We start from the raw sequence: 18,567 nt of genomic DNA on the forward strand, positions 1-18,567 counted from the left end.
GACGACGGTGCCCGCCAGCGGACGCTGTCGGTACTACTTCTTCACCAGCGGACAGGCGCTTTCCGAGAGCGGCCTGAAAGCCTGGTCTGCGGCCGTCGTGCCGATCAGCTTGTAGTAATCCCACGGTCCCTTGGATTCCTCGGGCTTCTTGACCTCGAACAGATAGGCGGGATGGAGCTTGCGGCCGTCCGCGCGAATCGTACCCTTGCCGAACAGTGGATCGTCCGCCGGAATTTCCTTCATCTTCGCGACAACCTTGGCGCCATCGTGCGGATTGCCACCCAACGCTTCCAGCGTCTTGAAATAATGGATCAGGCCCGAATAGACGCCGGCCTGCACCATCGAAGGCATCGCCTTGTTCTTCATCTTTTCGGAGAAACGCTTGGAGAAGGCCCGGGTGCCGTCGTTCAAATCCCAATAGAAGGTTTCCGTGAAGTTCAGCCCCTGCGCTACCTTCAATCCGAGCGCATGGACGTCGGTGATGAACAGCAGAAGCCCGGCGAGCTTCTGGCCGCCCGCGACGATGCCGAATTCCGCCGCCTGCTTGATCGTATTGGTGGTATCGCCACCGGCGTTCGCCATACCGACGATCTTGGCTTTCGACGCCTGCGCCTGCAGCAGGAACGAGGAGAAGTCAGCCGTGTTGAGCGGATGCTTGACGCTGCCAATCACCTTGCCGCCTGATTTGACCACGACCGCGGCGGTGTCGCGCTCGAGCGCGTGACCAAAGGCGTAGTCGGCGGTCAGAAAGTACCAGCTGTCGCCGCCGGCCTTCACCAGCGCCTGTCCCGTGCTGTTGGCCAGCATGTAGGTATCGTAGACCCAGTGGATCGTGTTCGGAGAACATTGCGCGTTGGTCAGATCGGACGTCGCCGCCCCCGTGTCGATCAGAATCGAATTCTTTTCCTTGACGACATTGTTGACCGCCAGCGCGACGCCGGAGTTCAGCACGTCCATGAAGACGTCGACCTTCTCGACATCGATCCACTGCCGCGCGATCGTGGTGCCGATGTCGGGCTTGTTCTGATGGTCGGCTGAGATGAGGTCGATCTTCCAACCCTTGGCTGCAAGCCCGGAATCCTCGATCGCCATCTGCGCGGCCAGCGTCGAGCCAGCACCTCCAAGATCGGCATAGAGCCCGGAGTTATCGGTGAGCACGCCGATCTTGATGGTCTTGTCCTGCGCCATTGCGGCGCTTGTCGCGGAAAGCGCCAGCGCGGTGCCGAGTAGAAACGAAGCGATCGACCGGGTGTTCATGAAACTTCCCTCTCTGGATATTATCGATGGTCTCAACTTCTTTGGCGGTTCTAGACGCCTAGATAGGTGTGGAGCTTGTCCATGTTGGCGGCAAGCTCCGAATTGGAGAATCCGTCAATGATCTTGCCGTGCTCGACCACGTAATAGCGGTCGGCGACCGTGGATGCGAAGCGGAAGTTCTGCTCGACCAGGAGGATCGTAAAGCCCTCCTTCTTGAGCCGCGCGATGGTATGACCGATCTGCTGGATGATGACGGGCGCAAGGCCTTCGGTCGGCTCGTCCAGCATCAGGAAGCTCGCGCCGGTGCGCAGGATGCGTGCGATCGCGAGCATCTGCTGCTCGCCGCCGGAAAGTTTCGTGCCCTGGCTGTTGAGCCGTTCCTTCAGGTTCGGAAACAGATCGAAGATCTGATCGAGCGGCAGCCCGCCTTCGCGCACGACCGGCGGCAGCATCAAATTCTCGCGGACGTCGAGGCTGGAGAATATCCCCCGCTCTTCCGGGCAGAACGCGATGCCCATCCGCGCGATCCTGTCGGAGGTGGCGCGAATGATCTCCTGGTTGTTGAACTTTACCGAACCGGTACGCTTGCCGATGATGCCCATGATCGACTTCAGCGTGGTGGTCTTGCCGGCGCCGTTACGCCCGAGCAGGGTGACGACCTCGCCCGCGTTCACGTCGAAGTTGATCCCGTGCAGGATGTGAGACTCGCCGTACCAGGCTTCCAGGTTGCGAACCTGGAGGATGTTTCCGCCGCCCGCAGCCTTTGCCGGAGCCTCGGCGATCGCAATGTCAGGCATGACCGGCTCCCAGATAAGCTTCCTTGACGCGCTCGTCCTTGGTGAGCTCGGAGTAGTGGCCCTGCGCAAGCACCTGCCCGCGCGTCAGCACGGTGATGATGTCGGAGAGGTTGGCCACGACGCTCAGATTATGCTCGACCATCAGGATGGTGTATTTCGCGGAGATGCGTTTGATCAGCGCAGCGATCTTGTCGATGTCCTCGTGGCCCATGCCGGCCATCGGCTCGTCCAGCAGCATCATCTCCGGATCGAGCGCGAGCGTGGTTGCGATCTCCAGTGCGCGCTTGCGCCCGTAGGGCATCTCGACTGCGGGCGTGCCCGCAAACTCGCTGAGGCCGACATCGTTGAGCAACTCGCGCGCGCGATCGTTGAAGCGGTTGAGCACCGACTTGGAGCGCCAGAAGTCGAACGAAGAGCCATGCTGGCGCTGGAGCGCGACACGGACGTTTTCCAGCGCAGTGAGATGCGGAAACACCGCCGAAATCTGGAACGAACGCACAAGACCCATGCGGGCCACGTCCGCCGGCGCCATCGCCGTGATGTCCTGCCCCTTGTACAGGATTTTCCCGGCTGACGGTTTGAGGAACTTGGTCAAAAGATTGAAGCAGGTCGTCTTGCCGGCCCCGTTCGGGCCGATCAACGCGTGAATGCTCCCACGGCGAACCTTGAGCGTAACGTCGCGGACGGCGAAGAAGCCCGAGAACTCCTTGGTCAAGCCTTCCGTTTCGAGAATGAACTCATCGGCCAAACAGATTTCCCCCTGCCCGCGCAAGGCGCGTGGCTGTCCTTGTTGCTTCGGCTGTCCGGAGGACTTGCAGCCCACCCGGAGCGCCGCCTCCGGGCGCGGAATATGCCGGAGGTGACGGGGGTTAGGCAAGGCGGAAAGCTGAGCAGATCAGGCCTCCGGCTGGGATACAAATGCTCCCTTAGTCGGAGATGTTTCGATGTCGTGCCTGCCCGGCCTCCCGGTTCGCAAGGCACCGGCCATCAAGCCGTCGTTAACGGTCTTTCGCCTCCCGCGCCAGCCTTCATAGAAAATTTTCCCGCAAGCGGGATCATGCGCGGGTCTTCACGTGCGGAGAATATTGTTTTGGATTTTGCAAGCGCGGCTCCCTCCGTCGTCAAGTCGATCCGGCAACGCGATCTCCTGAACACGTGGCTGCGACTTTATGCGCGCCAGCAGGTCGCACCCGCGATCTGGGAGTATCAGCCTGCGCGGCTCGAGGAGGAGCTGTCGGATCTCATCTACTATACAGTGGAGTTTTCGACGCCGACGCCGCGCCTCATCATCCAGAGCGAAGGCACGCGCATCTCGCGTGCCTATGGACATACCGGCAAGGGCGTTCCGCTCGATGACTATGTCGGACCGCGGCTCGCTCCGTTCGTGATGCCGATCTATCATGAATGCGTCGCGCGCGGGCTGCCCGTCTACAGCGTGGCCGACGTCGAGGACATCTACGGACGCATCGTCGCCTATGAACGGCTGCTGCTGCCCTTCCAGACCGACGGCAAAGTCTGTCACGTCATCGCCTCGGTCAAGACGTTCTGCGAGGACGGCGGCTTCGAGATCAAGAACCTGATGCGCGGAAATGACGCGCTGCCGCGTCTAAAGATGCGTGCGGTGATCGATCGCGAGCTGTTTCATCGCGCCCCCGGCCGCATTGCGCCCGCCGAGGCGGTCGAGTTCTCCGACCAGCCGGGTCCCGGCATCGCCACCGAGACCATCGAGCTGAACTAGCCGTCAGCGCGCCTTGCCACCGACCTCCTTGGCATAAATATCCGGCTTGAAGCCGACCAGTAGCTTGCTTCCGATTTCCAGCACCGGCCGCTTGATCATCGATGGTTGCGCTAGCATCAATGCCAACGCCTTCTTCTCACTCAAGCCTTCCTTGTCCGAATCGGGGAGCTTCCTGAAGGTCGTCCCGGCGCGATTGAGCAGCGTCTCCCAGCCGACCTTGTCGCTCCACTGCTTGAGCCGGTCCTTCTCCACACCCGCCGCCTTGTAGTCGTGAAACTCGTAAGCCACGCCATGGGCATCGAGCCAGGCGCGGGCTTTCTTCATGGTGTCGCAGTTCTTGATGCCGTAGATGATGTTGGGCAAGACGTTCCTCGCGCATGGCGTATCGTGACGTGCGTGGCGTTGTACGAAACTCCGGTTCGCGCGACAATATTGCGGACGACGCCAACTCTCCGAACGGACATCCCATGCACGTCACCCACGATCCCGCAGCTGCCGCCTCACCGACCATCGACTTCAACAGCTTCCTCGCGGTCGATGTCCGTGTCGGCACCATCGTCGAAGCCAAGCCGTTTCCGGAGGCGCGCAAGCCGGCCTGGCGGCTGTGGATCGATTTCGGCCCCGCCATCGGCGTGCGCAAGAGCTCGGCCCAGATCACTGAAAATCACCCACTGGATACCCTCGTGGGACAGCAGGTCGCTGCTGTCGTCAATTTCCCACCGCGCCAGATCGGCCCAGTCGTCTCCGAGGTGCTGACGCTCGGCTTCCCCGATGCGAACGGCAAGGTCGTGCTGGTGCAGCCGAGCAAGCCCGTGCCGAACGGCGGGCGGCTGTTCTAGCCTCACGGCCGCTTCGGAATGTTCAGCCCGCGCTGGACCGCCGGACGCGCCAGCCCGCGTTCGAGCCAGTTGCCGACCGCCTTGAACTGACTGAACTCAACGAGATCGCCGGCGCCGTAGAAGCCGATGAGGTTGCGGACCCAGCCGAGCATGGAGATGTCGGCGATGGTGTAGTCGTCATCCATGAACCATTGCCGGCCGGAAAGATGCGCCTCCATCACGCCGAGCAGGCGCCTGGACTCATTGACGTAGCGTTCGAGCGGCCGCTTGTCCTCGAAATCCCTGCCGGCAAATTTGTGGAAGAAGCCGACCTGGCCGAACATCGGTCCGACGCCGCCCATCTGGAAGTGCAGCCACTGAAGCGTCTGGTAGCGCCGCGAAGCATCCTGCGGCAGCAGCTTGCCAGTCTTCTCCGCGAGATATTGCAGGATCGCTCCGGACTCGAACAGCGGCAGAGGCCTGCCGCCGGGGCCGTTGGGATCGAGGATCGCGGGGATCTTGCCGTTCGGATTGAGCGAGAGGAATTCCGGTGTCTTTTGATCGTCCTTGCCGAAATCGACGAGATGAACTTCGTAAGGAAGCCCGATCTCCTCCAGCATGATCGAGACCTTGATGCCGTTCGGCGTCGGCAAGGAATAGAGCTGAAGCAGTTCGGGATGGTTCGCCGGCCAACGCTTGGTGATGGGAAAGGCGGATAGATCGGGCATCGGGACCTTTGATGCATGAACTGAGGCGCGCCCAATCTAGGCAAGACGCCGTGCGGCGCAAGTCACTATTCGTCCCGGCGAACTCGCGCTCATCGCGGCAACGTTGCCATCGCCACGATCGGAGCCATTGCATCATGTTGCTGTCGGTGCTCGATGAACCGTTGACCCGTGATCAATAGCAGGGCCGTAAAGGCGACCGCGAGCATCGCAGTCGCCAATTGGCAGACGTCGTACATGGTGTTTTGTCCCTCAGCAGCCTTTGGCGTAAACGTCGGGTCAAGGACCATGTTCCTCGCCGGCTTGAGAATACTACCACTTTTTCCCGATCATCGAGGCAAGGCAATCGCGCTGTTCCGACCGCCAGCGCAGGGACCATTGAGCCTTCTAGGCGTTATCGCCGGATGAGCATCGAGAAGCGTGCCCTGCTCGACCATGCCGAGCGATGTCGCCGCGTCGCCGGCGAACTCGCTCACAGCGAAGCCGCGCGGCGATTGCAGTCAATGGCCGAGGAGTACGAAGAGAGAGCGGCAAGACTGGACGACGCAAGACTGGACGACGACGGCGTTCACCTGAATCAGAGCCATGCTCATCGCAGCCACTCGGGAGATGGAGGCGATCGCGAGAGCTAACGAGGCCTCAATAGTTGATCTCCATTCTCAGCCCCCGCGGATCGATCTTGTCGTCGCCGACACGTTGCGTGCTGTCGCGCGCCGCAACTGCGCAGGCGCAGGCATCGATGAGATCGTCACGGCCGATGCCAGTGCGATAGCGTTGCGTCAGCCATGTCTCGATCTTGGCGAAGCCCCGATCTTTCAGCAGAGTAATGCGGCGCGCTCGACCACGCGGCGACGTCTTCGGCTCAAGCCGAACTCGTCCGGCCAGATTCCAGAAGATCAATTCAGGATGGGCCTCGCCGATCGTCGCCTGCCGCGCCCGCGTCATGGCATCGTCGACCTCCTTGAGCTTATCTCTGATATTCCAGAGCTGCGCCGACACACCCTTGCCCTTGCCTTCGTGCTCCCAGTAATGGCGATTGGCCGCGGCCATGTCGGAAAACATCCAGAGATCGCGGCGCGCACCGAGAAACACGGCGGGTCCGATCAGTTCGCGCGCACGCAGATCGCACGCGCGATAGCCGCTCGGATCCAGTCCGATCGGCATGTCGATCATCGCACGCACGTGGGGAATTGCCAGCAAGCGCGCGAGATCCGGTGAATAGTCGAAGCCGTGATCGCCGCGGTCGTCGATCCAGGCTGCGACCCAGCCGAAGCGAAATCCATCGAGGCCCAAATAGATTTTACAAGTCATGCGTCCGTCAATTTCAGTTTCGGCGCGCGTCTCGCTTGACATCCGCAAGTTGCGGGCGTATGTCCCGCGCCCCCGCAAGCACTTCCGTTTGCGACAGACACCATGAACCGAGCGATGTCGTACCGCTACGAAAGAATTGTCCGCACGCCGAATAGCCCCAAACTATTCGATAGCGCATGCCCGGCTCATGGGAGCGATCTTGCCTGACCGCAAGATCGACAGTCCGCTTCTCACGGACCCTCCCGAGCCTGCCGCTCCGGAGGGTTTTTTGTTGCCCGCCGCGCGGCCCGTTCGAACATCCCGGCACAGGCCGGAACGGGAGACCCGGATCCCGGGGCTCGCGCTCGAGAGGCGCGTGCCCAAGCGCGCGGGGCCTGCCGGAGGGAACGAGGCGATGAGCCGGACACCGATGGCAGAGCGAACCCAGAGGGTTCGCAAGATGCGGCGCGTCGACAGCGCCGCGATAGAATTATCTTAAGTTCGGTTTGCCGCCACGATCGCGGCTCAACCGACGCTGGTGGTGAGGATATCGAATACTTCGCACGATGGAAGAGCGGGCTCGAATTCCGCCTTTGACCTGCGCGCTCTGCGCTGCAGTCAGCGGTGGAAGGACACTTGGTTGCCATCCCAACAAGGCGATATCGCCTGTTCCCCAGCGTACCCATCAACGGCCGGTGTGAAAGCGCCGGCCTGGCGGTGGTGAAGATGTCTGTTACTTCATGGTAAAGGCGCGAAAAGCGCCGAGCAGGTTCGACTCCTGCGCGCCGAAAGGCGGATTGCCTGACACGGGCAGCAACAGCATCGTCCGTTCCCCGCCAACCCCCATCACGGTCCGTGGTGAAGATTTCTGTTACTTCGCCTGCAACGCGAGAGGTCGCGGGTTCGAATCCCGCCCGGTGTTCCATGCACCGGTAGCTCAGAGGATAGAGCGCTTTCCGGCGAGCTTCGGCTCGTCGGGTCACAGAATCGCCTGTTCCCGGATCGTGTCCCCTTAGCCACCGCCGGTGGTGAAGAGCGCTGTTACTTCGAATCGCAATGTCGAAGGTTCGACTCCTTCCGGATGAAAGTCCGTAGCTCAGCGGTAGAGCATGTGACTTGCTCGCAAGGGCAGTACAGCCTCGCTTGTTCCCCGGCACCGTTTCCATTCCACCACCACACCAGAGGAGGCCGTCATGGTCAGGCTCAACAAGATCCCTCGTGCCTTCACGCGGGAGGGTGCGCGCGCAATGCGCTCCACGCCCGAGATGGAGCTGAAGCGGGCGCTGATGAACTGCCTCCTGTGGGAGGACCAGTTCTACGAGGACGGCGTCTCCATCGCCGACCGCATCAAGGCGCTGGTGCCCAAGGTCGCGCCGGAGCGCGTCGCGCAGCTCGCGATCGAGGCGCGCGAGGTGATGAAGCTGCGGCATGCGCCGCTGCTGGTCATCCGCGAGATGGCGCGGAACGAGAAGCACCGCGCCCTCGTCGCGGACACGCTCGCTCAGGTGATCCAGCGTCCCGACGAGATGACGGAGCTGCTGGCGATCTACTGGGCCGATGCGCTTGGGCCGATGCAGCAGCGCAAGCGTCAGCCGGTCTCGGCGCAGGTCAAGAAGGGCCTTGCCCGCGCCCTGACCAAGTTCGACGCTTATCAGCTCGCCAAGTGGGACCGGGACGGCGCGGTGCGGATCAGGGACGTTCTGTTCCTGGTCCACGCCAAGCCGAAGGACGCCGAGCAGGAGAAGCTGTGGAAGCAGCTCGTCGACGGCGAGCTCGCCTCCCCCGATACCTGGGAGGTCTCGCTCTCGGCCGGCAAGAACAAGCGTGAGACCTTCGAGCGGTTGATCGCCGGGAAGAAGCTCGGCGGCCTGGCGCTCTTGCGCAATCTGCGACTGATGCAGAATGCGCAGGTGCCGCGCGAGACCATCGCAGGCGCGATCGAGGCGATGCGGACGGATCGTATCCTCCCCTATCGCTTCATCACGGCGGCGCGCTATGCGCCGGACTTCGAGCCCGAGCTCGAGGCTGCGATGCTCAAGTCGGTCAAGGACCATGTCCGGCTCCCGGGCCGTACCCGGCTCCTGATCGACGTGTCGGGCTCGATGTTCACGACCCTCTCCGCGCAGTCGGAAATGACGCGTGCGGAGGCGGCGTGTGGCCTTGCCATCCTCGCCCGCGAGATCTGCGACGAGGTCGAGATCTTCACCTTCTCCGATGAGGTGGTGAAGGTCCCTCCCCGCCGCGGCTTCGCGCTGCGGGATGCGGTCATCAACTCGCAGGCGCATAGCGGAACCTGGCTCGGCAAGGCGGTGGCGGAGATCGACCGCAAGGGCGACCGCCTCATCGTCTTCACCGACGAGCAGAGCCACGACGTCGTGCCCGAGCCCAAGGCGCGCGGCACCATGGTGAACGTGGCCTCGTATCAGCACGGTGTCGGCCACGGTGCCTGGACCCGCGTCAACGGCTTCTCGGAGGCCGTGGTCGCGTGGATCGCGGCGTCGGAGACGGCGTTGAACTGATGCGCAACGACGACGGCCCCGAGCGCCGACATCGCGCCCGGGGCCAGCGAAATCTCTGAAATGGTCCGCGCGCACCTCCTATGATGCGCGCTGGACGTGAAGCAGGACACACGACCATGCGACGACCCGATCCCTACATGGAACGCGCCCGCGAGCTCTGCCTCGCCGCCGGTGTCGATCCCGACTCGCGCGTCGGCGAAGGACGCGGCCAGCCGGCCTGGTGCCTGTACAAGGATGCTGCGCGCAAGGAGCATCTTGCCCGCGAGGCCATTGCGACCGCGAGCTTGATCGCCGAATTCCGAACGCAGGACGCCCGCTTCCAGAATGCGCCGCTGAAGGTCTTCGGCTCACACGAGGAGGCGACGATTGCGCAGATGCGCAACTGCATGGCGGTCGGCAACGTCGTATCAGGCGTGATCTGCGCCGACGGCCATCTCGGCTACGCCCAGCCGGTCGGCGGGGTCATCGCCTATGAGAAGCAGATCAGCATCTCCGGCGTCGGCTTCGACATCGGCTGCGGCAACATGGCGGCAAAGCTCGACACCCGCTTCGACGACATTGCGGAGATCGCACCCACGATCATCCGCGACGTCGCCAAGGTGATCTCGTTCGGCGTCGGCCGCACCAACGCAGAACGGGCCGAGCACGAGCTGTTCGACGACGGCGATGCCTGGCGCGAGAGCGACATGGAAGATTACCGCAAAAAGGCGGTGAGCCAGCTCGGCACGGTCGGGTCGGGCAACCACTATGTCGACCTCATGCGCGACGAGGATGGCTTTGTCTGGATCGGCGTCCACTTCGGAAGCCGCGGTCTCGGCCACACCTCCGCGACGCGCTACCTCAAGGCCGCCGGCGGCAAGGACGGCATGAACGTCCCGCCCGCCGTGGTCGACGAAGATTCCGAGCTCGGCCGCCGCTACATCGCGGCGATGCAGCTCGCCGGGCGTTATGCTTATGCGGGCCGCGAGTGGGTCGTCGAGCGCGTCCGCCAGATCATCGGCGGTAGCGTGACCGAGACCGTGCACAACCACCACAACTATGCCTGGCGTGAGACCCACGACGGCAAGGATTTGTGGGTGGTGCGCAAGGGCGCGACGCCGGCGTTTCCCGGCCAGAAGGGATTCGTCGGCGGCTCGATGGGCGACGACGCCGTCATTCTCGAGGGCGTCGACAGTCCGGAAGCCAAGGCCTCGCTCTACTCGACCGTGCACGGCGCCGGCCGCCTGTTCGGACGAAGGGAAGCAAAGCGCCGCTTCTCGCGTGCGGAGATGGACCGCTGGCTCAACGAGCGCGGCGTCACCTTGATCGGTGCCGACCTCGACGAGAGCCCGATGGCCTATCGCCGCCTGCCGGAGGTGCTTGCCCAGCACGCCGGCACCGTGCGGGTGCTGCACACGCTGCGGCCGTTCGCCGTCGCCATGGCCGGCGAAGGCGAGTTCGACCCGTGGAAGGACTGACGCGAATTGCAGGCGGGAGGCCAAGCCTCTCGCCTGCATCCTCTGCTTCCCTCATCTCGTCAGATATTCGCGCATCAATGCGCGGGCGCGATGCAGCCGTGCCTTCACGGTCTGCCTGGTCGCGCCGAGCGCGGCGGCAATCTCATCGATCGTCATCTCCTTGACGTCGCGCATCAGCGCGACATCGCGATAGTGCGGCGGCAGCGCCTCGAACGCCGCGGCCACGTCGAGCCGCAGATCGGCCTCGGGGCGCAGCAGCAGCGCGGCTTCCGCCTCGCTCTCATCGCCAGCCGGCACAAGGCCGGCCCGGCGCGCCAGCCGCAGGCATTCGCGGCGGACCACGCGGAACAGCCATGCCGAAAATGCCAGCAGCGAGCGGATCGTGCCAACATGACGGAACAGGATCCACAGCGCTTCCTGCGTCGCATCCTCGACATCCGCCGAGCTGCGGCAGGTCGCGCGCGCGTAACGGCGGATATCCGGCTGCGCCGTCTCGAGCAGGCGCGCGATCGCTTGGGGATCGCCGAGCCGCGCGGCCTCGAACAGGCTCGGCGAGATCGCAGCCGCGCTCACGACACGTCCCCTCGCCCGATCCCGGCCATCGCGCACATCGGGCAATAGCCCACGACCCCCGTGAACGCGAAGCCGGCACCGCCGAGCGCGACCAGCCATGCCGTCGCGCCGGCCAGATAAACGAATGCCGCGCCCGCCACCGCCGCGCCCAGGGCGATCCGCGCCGCCTGGTGCAGGCCGCCGATATTCTTCCTGTAAAATGCCATCGCATCCTCCGAAATGAGCCGAGGCTGAATACCTCGACCATCAAGAGGGCGCGCTGGCCGAAAAGGATTCGCGGGCGCGTGCAATTTTTTTGGCGGTCAGCCCCCGACGGCCTGGTAGGCCAGGCGCTTGAACTCGAAGAAGAACGGATTCCAGAAGCCCATGTAGCGCTGGGCCATTAACACACCCGCGGTATTGGCCTCGGGGCAGATCCACCAGTGGGTGCCGGCGAGCCCGCCCCACTGGAATTCGCCGGTGGAGTTCGGCGGATCGAACGGCGTGGGCGCGAAGGTCACGGCGCCGCCGAGACCAAAGCCCTTGCCGGGGATCGGACCGAGATTGGCAAAACGGATGGTCTGGCCTGCGGGGAGCTGGTTCGTCATCATCTGCCGCAGCGTCTCCGGCTTCAGCAGCGCGTCTGACCCCGGCAACAATGCGCGCACCAGCGCGAGCATGTCCGGCAAGGTCGAGACCAGACCGCCGCCGCCCGAGAGCCGCGGGAACGGCCGCCGGTAGGCTTGCGGAAACGGCAGATTGTCGGCGCGCGTCATGCCCGGCTTCATGGGATCAAGCACGTCGGCGCCATTATAGAGCGCGACCAGCCTGCCCTGCTGCGCTTCCGGCACCGAGAAGCCGGTATCGGTCATGCCGAGCGGATCGAAGATGCGCGCTTTGAGGAAGCCGTCGAGCTGCTGGCCGGAGACAACCTCGACGATCCGGCCGAGCACGTCGGTCGCCACCGAATATTCCCAGGCCGTACCAGGATGATAGGACAGCGGGAGATCGGCGAGCTTGTCGATCATGTCGGCGAGCGATGTCAGCGGATTGAGGACGCGCGCCTCGTTGTAAGCCTTGAACAACACCGTGCCGGGATCGAAGATGCCGTAGCTGAGACCGGATGTGTGGGTCAGAAGCTGCCGGATCGTGATCTGGCCTTTTGCGGGCTCAACATCCGCCAAGCTCGTCGCCCCCTGCTTCAGCACCTTGCGATTGCCGAGCTGCGGCAGGAATTTCTCGATCGTATCATCGAGCCCGATCCGGCCTTCCTCGACCAGCAGCATGATCGCGCAGGTGACGAAGATCTTGGTGTTGGAAAACGCGCGGAAAATATGGTCGGGCCGAAGCGTCGTGTTCGCCTCGCGGTCGGCCAAGCCGACGCATTGCTGGTCGACCACCTCGCGCCCCCGCAGCACCGCCCCAGGACGCACCGGGAATGATCTGCTGATCGACGTAGCGCTGCATCGCCGTCCGCGCGGCGGAAAAATCTGTCGTTCTGGCGTCCATGTGTTTCCCCCAATTCTGGTTGGGATGGATATAACGAGATTTCCCAGGATATGAAGCCTACCGTGCAGCTCATCCCTGCTTCATGAGCGCGGTGACGTACAGGCGACGACGGATTTTCATTCCCTGCCGCTGGTACAGCGCAATCGCAGACGTGTTGTTCGAAAAGACGTGCAGGAACGGAATTTCGCCGCGCGCTTCGATCCGGCGCGCGACCGCCGCGAGCAGCGCCTGTGCATAGCCGCGCCCGCGATAGTCCGGATGCACGCAGACGGCCGTCATCTCGACGAAATTTCCCGGCTTCATCCGCTCTCCCGTCATCGCCACCAATTCGCCGCCGGCTCGGATGCCGAGGAAAGTGCCGAGCTCATGGGTACGCAGCGCGAATGGACCGGGCTTGGTCAGCTCCGTCAGCGCCATCATGGCGGGAACGTCGGCAGCACCCAATGTGACGATCTCGGCATCACGAAGCGGACTGTCTGCCGGTGAGCCGATCATCTGCTCACCAGTCTCGGCGAGCACCACGTTGAAGCCGGCGGGAACTTGGACCGGCTCTGGCGTGAACAGCGCAGCGACCTGAGTGCCGGACAGCAGCTCACCGAGCGCTGCAAAGCTTGCCGCGGACATGTCGACCATGTCGGCGAAGGGCGTCATATCCACGGGATAGCGCAGCGCTTGCGGGCCGCCCTCCGCCAGGTGCTTCTGGCTTGTCGTCAGCGCACTCCAGATCGGGCGATCCAGCAGCGCCTCATCGCTGTCGGACACCGGCCTAGTCCTTCTCGAAGCTGACGATGACGGCGGCATTGGCGATGAGGATGGGGTCGTTGGCGACTTCAGTGGCCGAGGGGATCTCCAACCCGCCCTTGACCGCAGTCACGGTCACGGTGCCGTAAGGCAGCTCCTTGGCGACGGCTTCCTTGTCCACTGCCTCGGGGTTGGGCACTCCGATCGTGACATCGACGAACATGTCGTTCGCAGTCTTGCCGATCATCCGGAAGAAGCCGAGGCTCGAATGCCTGATCGCATCCGACACCGCGCGCTTTGCCGCCTTGGTGGCATCCCTGCCGTGAACGTCGACGCCCATGCCCATCTCGGTGACACAACGAACGCGAGTCATTTCATAATCCTGTGGCTGGTTTGATGGTTGCGAGTGTCGGCGATCAGGGAGCGTGACACAAGTGCGGTCGCCGCTCTCATGTCCCGGACGCGCTGCAACGCTCTTGGCGTTGCGGCGCAGAGCCGGGACCCAGCAGGCCACATTGTGCGCTGATGCATGGGCCCCGGCTCTGCAGCGCACCGCCGAAGGGGCGCTGCGCTGCGTCCGGGGCACGAGACTATCGCTTTCACGCCTTCGCCTTCTCGTGCGCCCGCAGCTCGTCCACGAGCACCCGGACGTTCTCCGAATAATCGATCGGGATGGAGACCAAGTGCACCCCGCCCTCCTTGAAGGCGGCATCGAGCGTCGGGCCGAACCTGTCGATGCTCTCGATCCGATGCCCCTTGGCACCATAGGCCTTCGCGTAACGAACGAAATCCGGATTGCCAAAGGTCATGCCGTAATCGGCGAAATGATCGACGGCCTGCTTCCAGCGGATCATGCCGTAGGCGTTGTCCTCCAGCACCAGCACGACCAGATTGAGCTTGAGGCGGACCGCCGTCTCCATCTCCTGGCTGTTCATCATGAAGCCGCCGTCGCCGGCGACCGCGAGCACCCGGCGGTCGGGATAGAGCATGGCCGCCATCATCGCGGACGGCAGTCCGGCGCCCATGGTCGCCAGCGCATTGTCGAGCAGAAGCGTGTTGGCAACGCGGGTGCGATAATTGCGCGCGAACCAGATCTTGTACATGCCATTGTCGAGCGCGACGATGCCGTTCTCGGGGATCACCTGACGGATGTCGTGCACGATGCGCTGCGGCGTCGGCGGCCAGCGCGCCTCGGTGGCACGGTCGGCGATGTGCTTCAGGATCTCTTCGCGCAGCGGCAGCAGCGCCGCCGCCTGCGGCAGCTTGCCTTCGAGCCGGTCCGCCAGCAGCTCCAGGCTGGGGCCGACGTCGCCGACGACCTCGGCATCGGGGAAATAGACCTGCTCGACGCTCGCCGGCGTGTAGCTGACATGAATGACTTTCGGGCCCGAGGGACCCATGATGAAAGGCGGCTTCTCGACGGGGTCGTGACCGATGGCGACGATCAAATCGGCAGCGTCGATCGCGTCGTGAACGTAATCGCGCTCCGAGAGCGCCGCAGTGCCCATGTAGAGGTTGGTGCCGCCGGGCACGGTGCCCTTCCCCATCTGCGTCGTGAAGAAGGGAATGCCGGTCCGCCGCACGAAGCTTGCGATGCCGTGCGTCGACCGCGGCCGGCTGGTCGCCGCGCCCATCATCACCAGCGGGTGCTTTGCGGCCATGATCATCTCGGCGGCACGGTCGAGCGCGGCGCGATGAGCGACCGGGATTTCGATCGGATGGACGGGGATCACCGGGACATCAGGCACCTCGTCACCCGCGATGTCCTCGGGGAGCTCGAGATGCACCGGCCCGGGACGCTCCTCCATCGCCGCGCGGAACGCATCGCGCACCACGGTCGGAATGCTGGAGGCGCTGACGATCTGCCGCGACAGTTTTGTGAGCGGCTTCATGGTCGCGACCACGTCCACGATCTGGAAGCGGGCCTGCCGGCTGCTCATGATCGGCTTCTGGCCGGTGATCAGGATCATCGGCATCGCACCGAGATGCGCATAGGCGGCGCCGGTAGACAGGTTGAGGGCACCGGGGCCGAGCGTCGAGAGACAAACTCCGGGCTTGCCGGTCAGCCGCCCGTGCGTTGCGGCCATGAAGGCGGCGGCCTGCTCGTGCCGGGTCAGGATCAGCTCGATCCTGGAGGCGCGCAGCGATTCGACCAGATCGAGATTCTCTTCGCCGGGAATACCGAAGATGCGGTCGACACCCTCGTTCTCCAGGGCCGCGACAAACAGGTCCGATCCCTTGAGCTTGCGTTGCTGGCCGCCCATGTCGCCTCCGCTTGTTGTCGACCCAAACTCCCGAGCGGGCGCATGGTAGGGGCTCGCGGCAAGGGAACAACTCACAATGACGCGCGCGGCCGCAGCTCGATCTACGCTCGGGCGATTGACACGCCACGATCTCTGACTAAAGTCAGACATCATGCTCGATCCCGCCTCCCGCGTCCGCCGCTTCAACCGCGCCGTCACCTCTGCCGTCGGCGCACTCGATACTTCGTTTCTCGGGCGCGGCCGGCCGCTCGGCGCGGCGCGCGTGCTCAATGCGATCGGGCACGGGCACTCGGACGTGGCGGAGATCCGCGACTATCTCGGGCTCGATTCTGGGTTGATGAGCCGGCTGCTCCGCAGCCTCGAGGACGAAGGGCTGATCGAGACCGCCGCGCGTGAAGACGATGCGCGCCGGCGCATGGCAAAGCTCACGCGGGCGGGCCGGCGCGAGTTCGCGGCCTACGAGGCGCTGTCGAACGCGCAGGCCGAAGGCTTCCTCGCGCAGCATTCGCAACGCGAGGCGTTGCTGGCGGCGATGGACTTGATCGCTTCCGCGCTGACGCGCGAGCGCGTCGCGCTGGAGGAGATGGATCCGCGCTGCGAGGAAGCGCGCTACTGCCTCGGCGAGTACTATGCCGAGCTCGGCCGCCGCTTCAGCCAGGGCTTTGACGTCTCGCTGTCGCGCGACCCCGACGCCAAGGACATGCGCCGGCCGCGCGGCACCTTCATCGTGGCGATGTCCGACACGCTGCCGATCGGCTGCGTCGGCTTGAAGGGAACCGATCACGGCTACGCCGAGATCAAGCGGCTGTGGGTCGCGCCCGCTGCACGCGGGTTGCGGCTCGGCCGGCGGCTGATGGATGCGGCCGAGAGCGCTGCGCGCGCGCTCGGCATCCCGCTGCTGCGGCTCGACACCAACAGCGCGCTGCCCGAAGCCGGTCAGCTCTATCGCAGCACGGGCTGGCGCGAGATCCCGCGCTTCAACGATGATCCCTATCCGGACCTCTTCTTCGAGAAGCGCCTCTGAGCTGGACCGGTTCGCGATGCTCGTGCGTTATGGTCGAGGCCGAAGGGAGCTTCGCCATGACAAAAGACGACCTCACCGACCTCTACCGCGACTACATCGCCTGCCTGAACCGGCGGGATTGGCCGGCACTCGGACAATTCGTGCATGATGAGGTCGCCCACAACGCGCGGCTCCTTGGGCTTGCGGGCTATCGCGCAATGCTGGAACGGGATGTTCGGGAGATCCCCGATCTGCAATTCCACATCGAGATTCTGATCTCCGACCCTCCCCGCATCGCCGCCCGACTGAAGTTTGACTGCGCGCCGGTCGGGACATTCCTCGGTCTTGCCGTCAATGGGAAGCGCGTGTCCTTCTGCGAAAACGTGTTCTACGAATTTCAGGACGGCAAGATCCGGCAGGTCTGGTCGGTGATCGACAAGGCCGCGATCGAGGCGCAGCTCTGACGCCGCGCCTCGATCTCGAGTTCACGCCGCCGCCGGCGCCACCTCGCCTTGCGGCTTTGCGAAGGGGCGGAACGTCATCGCCATCAGGAAGGCACCTAAACCCATTGCCCACGAGGCGATGTAGAGCCAGGCGTAGCTGGAGAAGGCGTCGTAGATCAGGCCGCCGGCGAGCGGGCCGGTTGCCATGCCGAGGCTGCCGGCCATCGCCGTGCCGCCGATCACCGTGCCCATCATCTTGAGCGGGAAGTTCTCGCGGATGAGAACGGCGTAGAGCGGCATGGTGCCGGCGTAGATGAAGCCGAAGATCGCGCCGACCGCATAGAACGTCGTGAGCTGATGCGCAAAGACATAGGCGAGCGCGCCGAACGCCTGCAGCAGGAGGCCCGAGACCAGCACGCGCTTGGCGCCGAAGCGGTCGCCCATCAGGCCGAAGGCGATGCGCCCCGCCGAGGCCGGCAAACCCCTCGATGCTGTAGATCGTCACCGCCGCGACCAGCGGGATGCCGCAGCTCACGGCATAGCTGACGGTGTGAATGATCGGGCCGGAATGGGTCGCGCAGCAGAAGAAGTTGGTGGCAAGCAAGATGAGGAATTGCGGCGAGCGCAGCGCCTCGCCCATCGACATCTCGTTTTGTCCGGCGGCCTCGCCCGCCGGCACGGCCACGGCCTGCGCGAGCGCCGGCGGACGGCGGACCAGGAAGGACGCCGGGATCATGATGGCAGCGACCACCAGCGCGATGATCTGCATCGAGGTGCGCCAGTCGTGGCCGGAGACGAGCCAGGCCGCCAGCGGCGACATCGTCATCGGCGCCATGCCCATGCCGGCGGAGACCAGCGACACCGCGAGGCCGCGATTTGTGTCGAACCAGCCGGTCACGGTCGCCATCATCGGCGCGAAGATCGCCGCGCAGGCGGCGCCGACGAGGAGGCCGAACACCACCTGGAACACGATCAGCGAGGTCGCCTGACTCGCCGCGAACAGGCTGAGCGCCAGCACGGTCGATCCCGTCAGCACCACCGGCAGCGGCCCGAACCTGTCTGACGCTGTGCCCCAGGCCATGCTGGTGAAGGCCATCGCCAGAAAGCCGATCGTCATCGCGCTGGAAATGCCGGTCACCGACCAGCCGGTGTCCTTTGCGATCGGCTGCAGGAACACCGGCAGCGAAAACATGCCGCCGATCGCGACACAGCCAAGCACGCCGCCGGCCGCGACGACCACCCAGCGATAGTTGGAAGAAGTCATTTCGGTCTCCCGTCAGGTCTGTCTCGCGTGGAAGACGAATGGGAGCGGCGCCGGCCGACAGCGGTCACGTCATTTTTTGCCGCACGCTTTTGTGACCTGGCAACAAAAACTCGAAAACAACCCCATGCACAGTAGCCGGCCCCTGCGGGATCAATGACTTACGAGGACGGTCATTTGCGATGTCAGGGGC

General features: G+C 64.2%; 18 protein-coding genes and 2 pseudogenes. 7 read left to right on the forward strand and 13 right to left on the reverse strand.

Annotated elements, in window-relative coordinates:
• Nucleotides 1-33: 33 nt before the first annotated feature.
• Genes ACVIIV_RS28000 through ACVIIV_RS28010 form a run of 3 tightly spaced genes read right to left on the reverse strand, consistent with a single transcriptional unit; the run spans nt 34 to nt 2,802 of the window.
• The gene (locus ACVIIV_RS28000; RefSeq protein WP_456747026.1) at nt 34-1,257 is read right to left on the reverse strand and encodes an ABC transporter substrate-binding protein; all 1,224 of its coding nucleotides are present in this window, start codon (nt 1,255-1,257) and stop codon (nt 34-36) included.
• 50 nt (nt 1,258-1,307) lie between these two features.
• Nucleotides 1,308-2,054: an ABC transporter ATP-binding protein gene (locus tag ACVIIV_RS28005; RefSeq protein WP_456747027.1), complete on the reverse strand. Its 747-nt coding sequence runs from the start codon at nt 2,052-2,054 to the stop codon at nt 1,308-1,310.
• On the reverse strand, nt 2,047-2,802 hold the full coding sequence (locus ACVIIV_RS28010; protein ID WP_456747028.1) for an ABC transporter ATP-binding protein: 756 nt from the start codon (nt 2,800-2,802) through the stop codon (nt 2,047-2,049). Before ACVIIV_RS28010 ends, ACVIIV_RS28005 begins: the two co-directional genes overlap by 8 nt.
• Before the next feature lie 309 nt (nt 2,803-3,111).
• On the opposite strand from ACVIIV_RS28010, the gene ACVIIV_RS28015 reads away from it, so the two are divergent.
• A complete protein-coding gene (locus ACVIIV_RS28015) occupies nt 3,112-3,792 on the forward strand; it encodes a hypothetical protein (protein WP_456747029.1) in 681 nt (226 codons plus the stop codon).
• A 3-nt stretch (nt 3,793-3,795) separates the two neighbouring features.
• Here ACVIIV_RS28015 and ACVIIV_RS28020 read toward each other — a convergent pair whose 3' ends face one another.
• Nucleotides 3,796-4,155, reverse strand: a complete 360-nt coding sequence (locus ACVIIV_RS28020) for an ArsC family reductase (RefSeq protein WP_456747030.1) — start codon at nt 4,153-4,155, stop codon at nt 3,796-3,798.
• Nucleotides 4,156-4,259: 104 nt separating this feature from the next.
• Between ACVIIV_RS28020 and ACVIIV_RS28025 the strand changes: the two genes are divergently transcribed.
• Nucleotides 4,260-4,631: a tRNA-binding protein gene (locus ACVIIV_RS28025; RefSeq protein WP_456747031.1), complete on the forward strand. Its 372-nt coding sequence runs from the start codon at nt 4,260-4,262 to the stop codon at nt 4,629-4,631.
• Between the two features lie 2 nt (nt 4,632-4,633).
• Here the strand turns inward: ACVIIV_RS28025 and ACVIIV_RS28030 are convergent, their stop codons facing one another.
• The gene (locus tag ACVIIV_RS28030) at nt 4,634-5,338 is read right to left on the reverse strand and encodes a glutathione S-transferase family protein (RefSeq protein WP_456747032.1); all 705 of its coding nucleotides are present in this window, start codon (nt 5,336-5,338) and stop codon (nt 4,634-4,636) included.
• A 401-nt stretch (nt 5,339-5,739) separates the two neighbouring features.
• Here ACVIIV_RS28030 and ACVIIV_RS28035 point away from each other — a divergent pair, with 401 nt between their 5' ends.
• Nucleotides 5,740-5,967 (forward strand): hypothetical protein, encoded by a 228-nt coding sequence (locus ACVIIV_RS28035; protein ID WP_456747033.1) that lies wholly within the window; start codon nt 5,740-5,742, stop codon nt 5,965-5,967.
• A 7-nt stretch (nt 5,968-5,974) separates the two neighbouring features.
• Here ACVIIV_RS28035 and ACVIIV_RS28040 read toward each other — a convergent pair whose 3' ends face one another.
• On the reverse strand, nt 5,975-6,688 hold the full coding sequence (locus ACVIIV_RS28040; protein ID WP_456747034.1) for a DUF429 domain-containing protein: 714 nt from the start codon (nt 6,686-6,688) through the stop codon (nt 5,975-5,977).
• A gap of 1,130 nt (nt 6,689-7,818) precedes the next feature.
• Here ACVIIV_RS28040 and ACVIIV_RS28045 point away from each other — a divergent pair.
• Entirely contained in the window at nt 7,819-9,144 is a 1,326-nt protein-coding gene (locus ACVIIV_RS28045) for a TROVE domain-containing protein (protein WP_456747035.1), read from the forward strand.
• Between the two features lie 116 nt (nt 9,145-9,260).
• Nucleotides 9,261-10,601 carry an RtcB family protein gene (locus ACVIIV_RS28050; protein WP_456747036.1) on the forward strand — a complete coding sequence of 447 codons (1,341 nt, stop codon included), beginning with the start codon at nt 9,261-9,263 and terminating at the stop codon, nt 10,599-10,601.
• A gap of 51 nt (nt 10,602-10,652) precedes the next feature.
• On the opposite strand, the gene ACVIIV_RS28055 is transcribed toward ACVIIV_RS28050, so the two are convergent.
• From ACVIIV_RS28055 to ACVIIV_RS28080, 6 genes and pseudogenes are all read right to left on the reverse strand, one after another.
• The gene (locus tag ACVIIV_RS28055; RefSeq protein WP_456747037.1) at nt 10,653-11,174 is read right to left on the reverse strand and encodes an RNA polymerase sigma factor; all 522 of its coding nucleotides are present in this window, start codon (nt 11,172-11,174) and stop codon (nt 10,653-10,655) included.
• The gene (locus tag ACVIIV_RS28060) at nt 11,171-11,380 is read right to left on the reverse strand and encodes a YgaP family membrane protein (protein ID WP_456747038.1); all 210 of its coding nucleotides are present in this window, start codon (nt 11,378-11,380) and stop codon (nt 11,171-11,173) included. The genes ACVIIV_RS28055 and ACVIIV_RS28060 overlap by 4 nt, the downstream gene beginning before the upstream one ends.
• Before the next feature lie 96 nt (nt 11,381-11,476).
• Nucleotides 11,477-12,662, reverse strand: a pseudogene (locus tag ACVIIV_RS28065) (serine hydrolase domain-containing protein).
• 69 nt (nt 12,663-12,731) lie between these two features.
• On the reverse strand, nt 12,732-13,424 hold the full coding sequence (locus tag ACVIIV_RS28070) for a GNAT family N-acetyltransferase (protein ID WP_456747039.1): 693 nt from the start codon (nt 13,422-13,424) through the stop codon (nt 12,732-12,734).
• A 4-nt stretch (nt 13,425-13,428) separates the two neighbouring features.
• Entirely contained in the window at nt 13,429-13,776 is a 348-nt protein-coding gene (locus tag ACVIIV_RS28075) for a Lin0512 family protein (protein WP_092295005.1), read from the reverse strand.
• A gap of 226 nt (nt 13,777-14,002) precedes the next feature.
• On the reverse strand, nt 14,003-15,667 hold the full coding sequence (locus tag ACVIIV_RS28080) for an acetolactate synthase large subunit (protein ID WP_456747040.1): 1,665 nt from the start codon (nt 15,665-15,667) through the stop codon (nt 14,003-14,005).
• Nucleotides 15,668-15,818: 151 nt separating this feature from the next.
• Here ACVIIV_RS28080 and ACVIIV_RS28085 point away from each other — a divergent pair, with 151 nt between their 5' ends.
• Both ACVIIV_RS28085 and ACVIIV_RS28090 read left to right on the forward strand, forming a co-directional pair.
• On the forward strand, nt 15,819-16,691 hold the full coding sequence (locus tag ACVIIV_RS28085; protein ID WP_456747041.1) for a GNAT family N-acetyltransferase: 873 nt from the start codon (nt 15,819-15,821) through the stop codon (nt 16,689-16,691).
• Between the two features lie 56 nt (nt 16,692-16,747).
• Nucleotides 16,748-17,134 (forward strand): ester cyclase, encoded by a 387-nt coding sequence (locus tag ACVIIV_RS28090; protein WP_456747042.1) that lies wholly within the window; start codon nt 16,748-16,750, stop codon nt 17,132-17,134.
• A gap of 21 nt (nt 17,135-17,155) precedes the next feature.
• Here ACVIIV_RS28090 and ACVIIV_RS28095 read toward each other — a convergent pair.
• Nucleotides 17,156-18,377, reverse strand: a pseudogene (locus ACVIIV_RS28095) (MFS transporter).
• Nucleotides 18,378-18,567: the final 190 nt, after the last annotated feature.

The sequence above is a fragment of the Bradyrhizobium sp. USDA 4354 genome (assembly GCF_054060315.1).

Bases quoted from the DNA above. Each gene is read 5' to 3' on its own strand.
- ACVIIV_RS28080 (WP_456747040.1), bottom strand. From the start codon at position 15,667: ATGGGCGGCCAGCAACGCAAGCTCAAGGGATCGGACCTGTTTGTCGCG.
- ACVIIV_RS28000 (WP_456747026.1), bottom strand. From the start codon at position 1,257: ATGAACACCCGGTCGATCGCTTCGTTTCTACTCGGCACCGCGCTGGCG.
- ACVIIV_RS28090 (WP_456747042.1), top strand. From the start codon at position 16,748: ATGACAAAAGACGACCTCACCGACCTCTACCGCGACTACATCGCCTGC.
- ACVIIV_RS28035 (WP_456747033.1), top strand. From the start codon at position 5,740: ATGAGCATCGAGAAGCGTGCCCTGCTCGACCATGCCGAGCGATGTCGC.
- ACVIIV_RS28075 (WP_092295005.1), bottom strand. From the start codon at position 13,776: ATGACTCGCGTTCGTTGTGTCACCGAGATGGGCATGGGCGTCGACGTT.
- ACVIIV_RS28085 (WP_456747041.1), top strand. From the start codon at position 15,819: ATGCTCGATCCCGCCTCCCGCGTCCGCCGCTTCAACCGCGCCGTCACC.
- ACVIIV_RS28060 (WP_456747038.1), bottom strand. From the start codon at position 11,380: ATGGCATTTTACAGGAAGAATATCGGCGGCCTGCACCAGGCGGCGCGG.
- ACVIIV_RS28005 (WP_456747027.1), bottom strand. From the start codon at position 2,054: ATGCCTGACATTGCGATCGCCGAGGCTCCGGCAAAGGCTGCGGGCGGC.
- ACVIIV_RS28030 (WP_456747032.1), bottom strand. From the start codon at position 5,338: ATGCCCGATCTATCCGCCTTTCCCATCACCAAGCGTTGGCCGGCGAAC.
- ACVIIV_RS28015 (WP_456747029.1), top strand. From the start codon at position 3,112: ATGCGCGGGTCTTCACGTGCGGAGAATATTGTTTTGGATTTTGCAAGC.
- ACVIIV_RS28040 (WP_456747034.1), bottom strand. From the start codon at position 6,688: ATGTCAAGCGAGACGCGCGCCGAAACTGAAATTGACGGACGCATGACT.
- ACVIIV_RS28025 (WP_456747031.1), top strand. From the start codon at position 4,260: ATGCACGTCACCCACGATCCCGCAGCTGCCGCCTCACCGACCATCGAC.
- ACVIIV_RS28045 (WP_456747035.1), top strand. From the start codon at position 7,819: ATGGTCAGGCTCAACAAGATCCCTCGTGCCTTCACGCGGGAGGGTGCG.
- ACVIIV_RS28050 (WP_456747036.1), top strand. From the start codon at position 9,261: ATGCGACGACCCGATCCCTACATGGAACGCGCCCGCGAGCTCTGCCTC.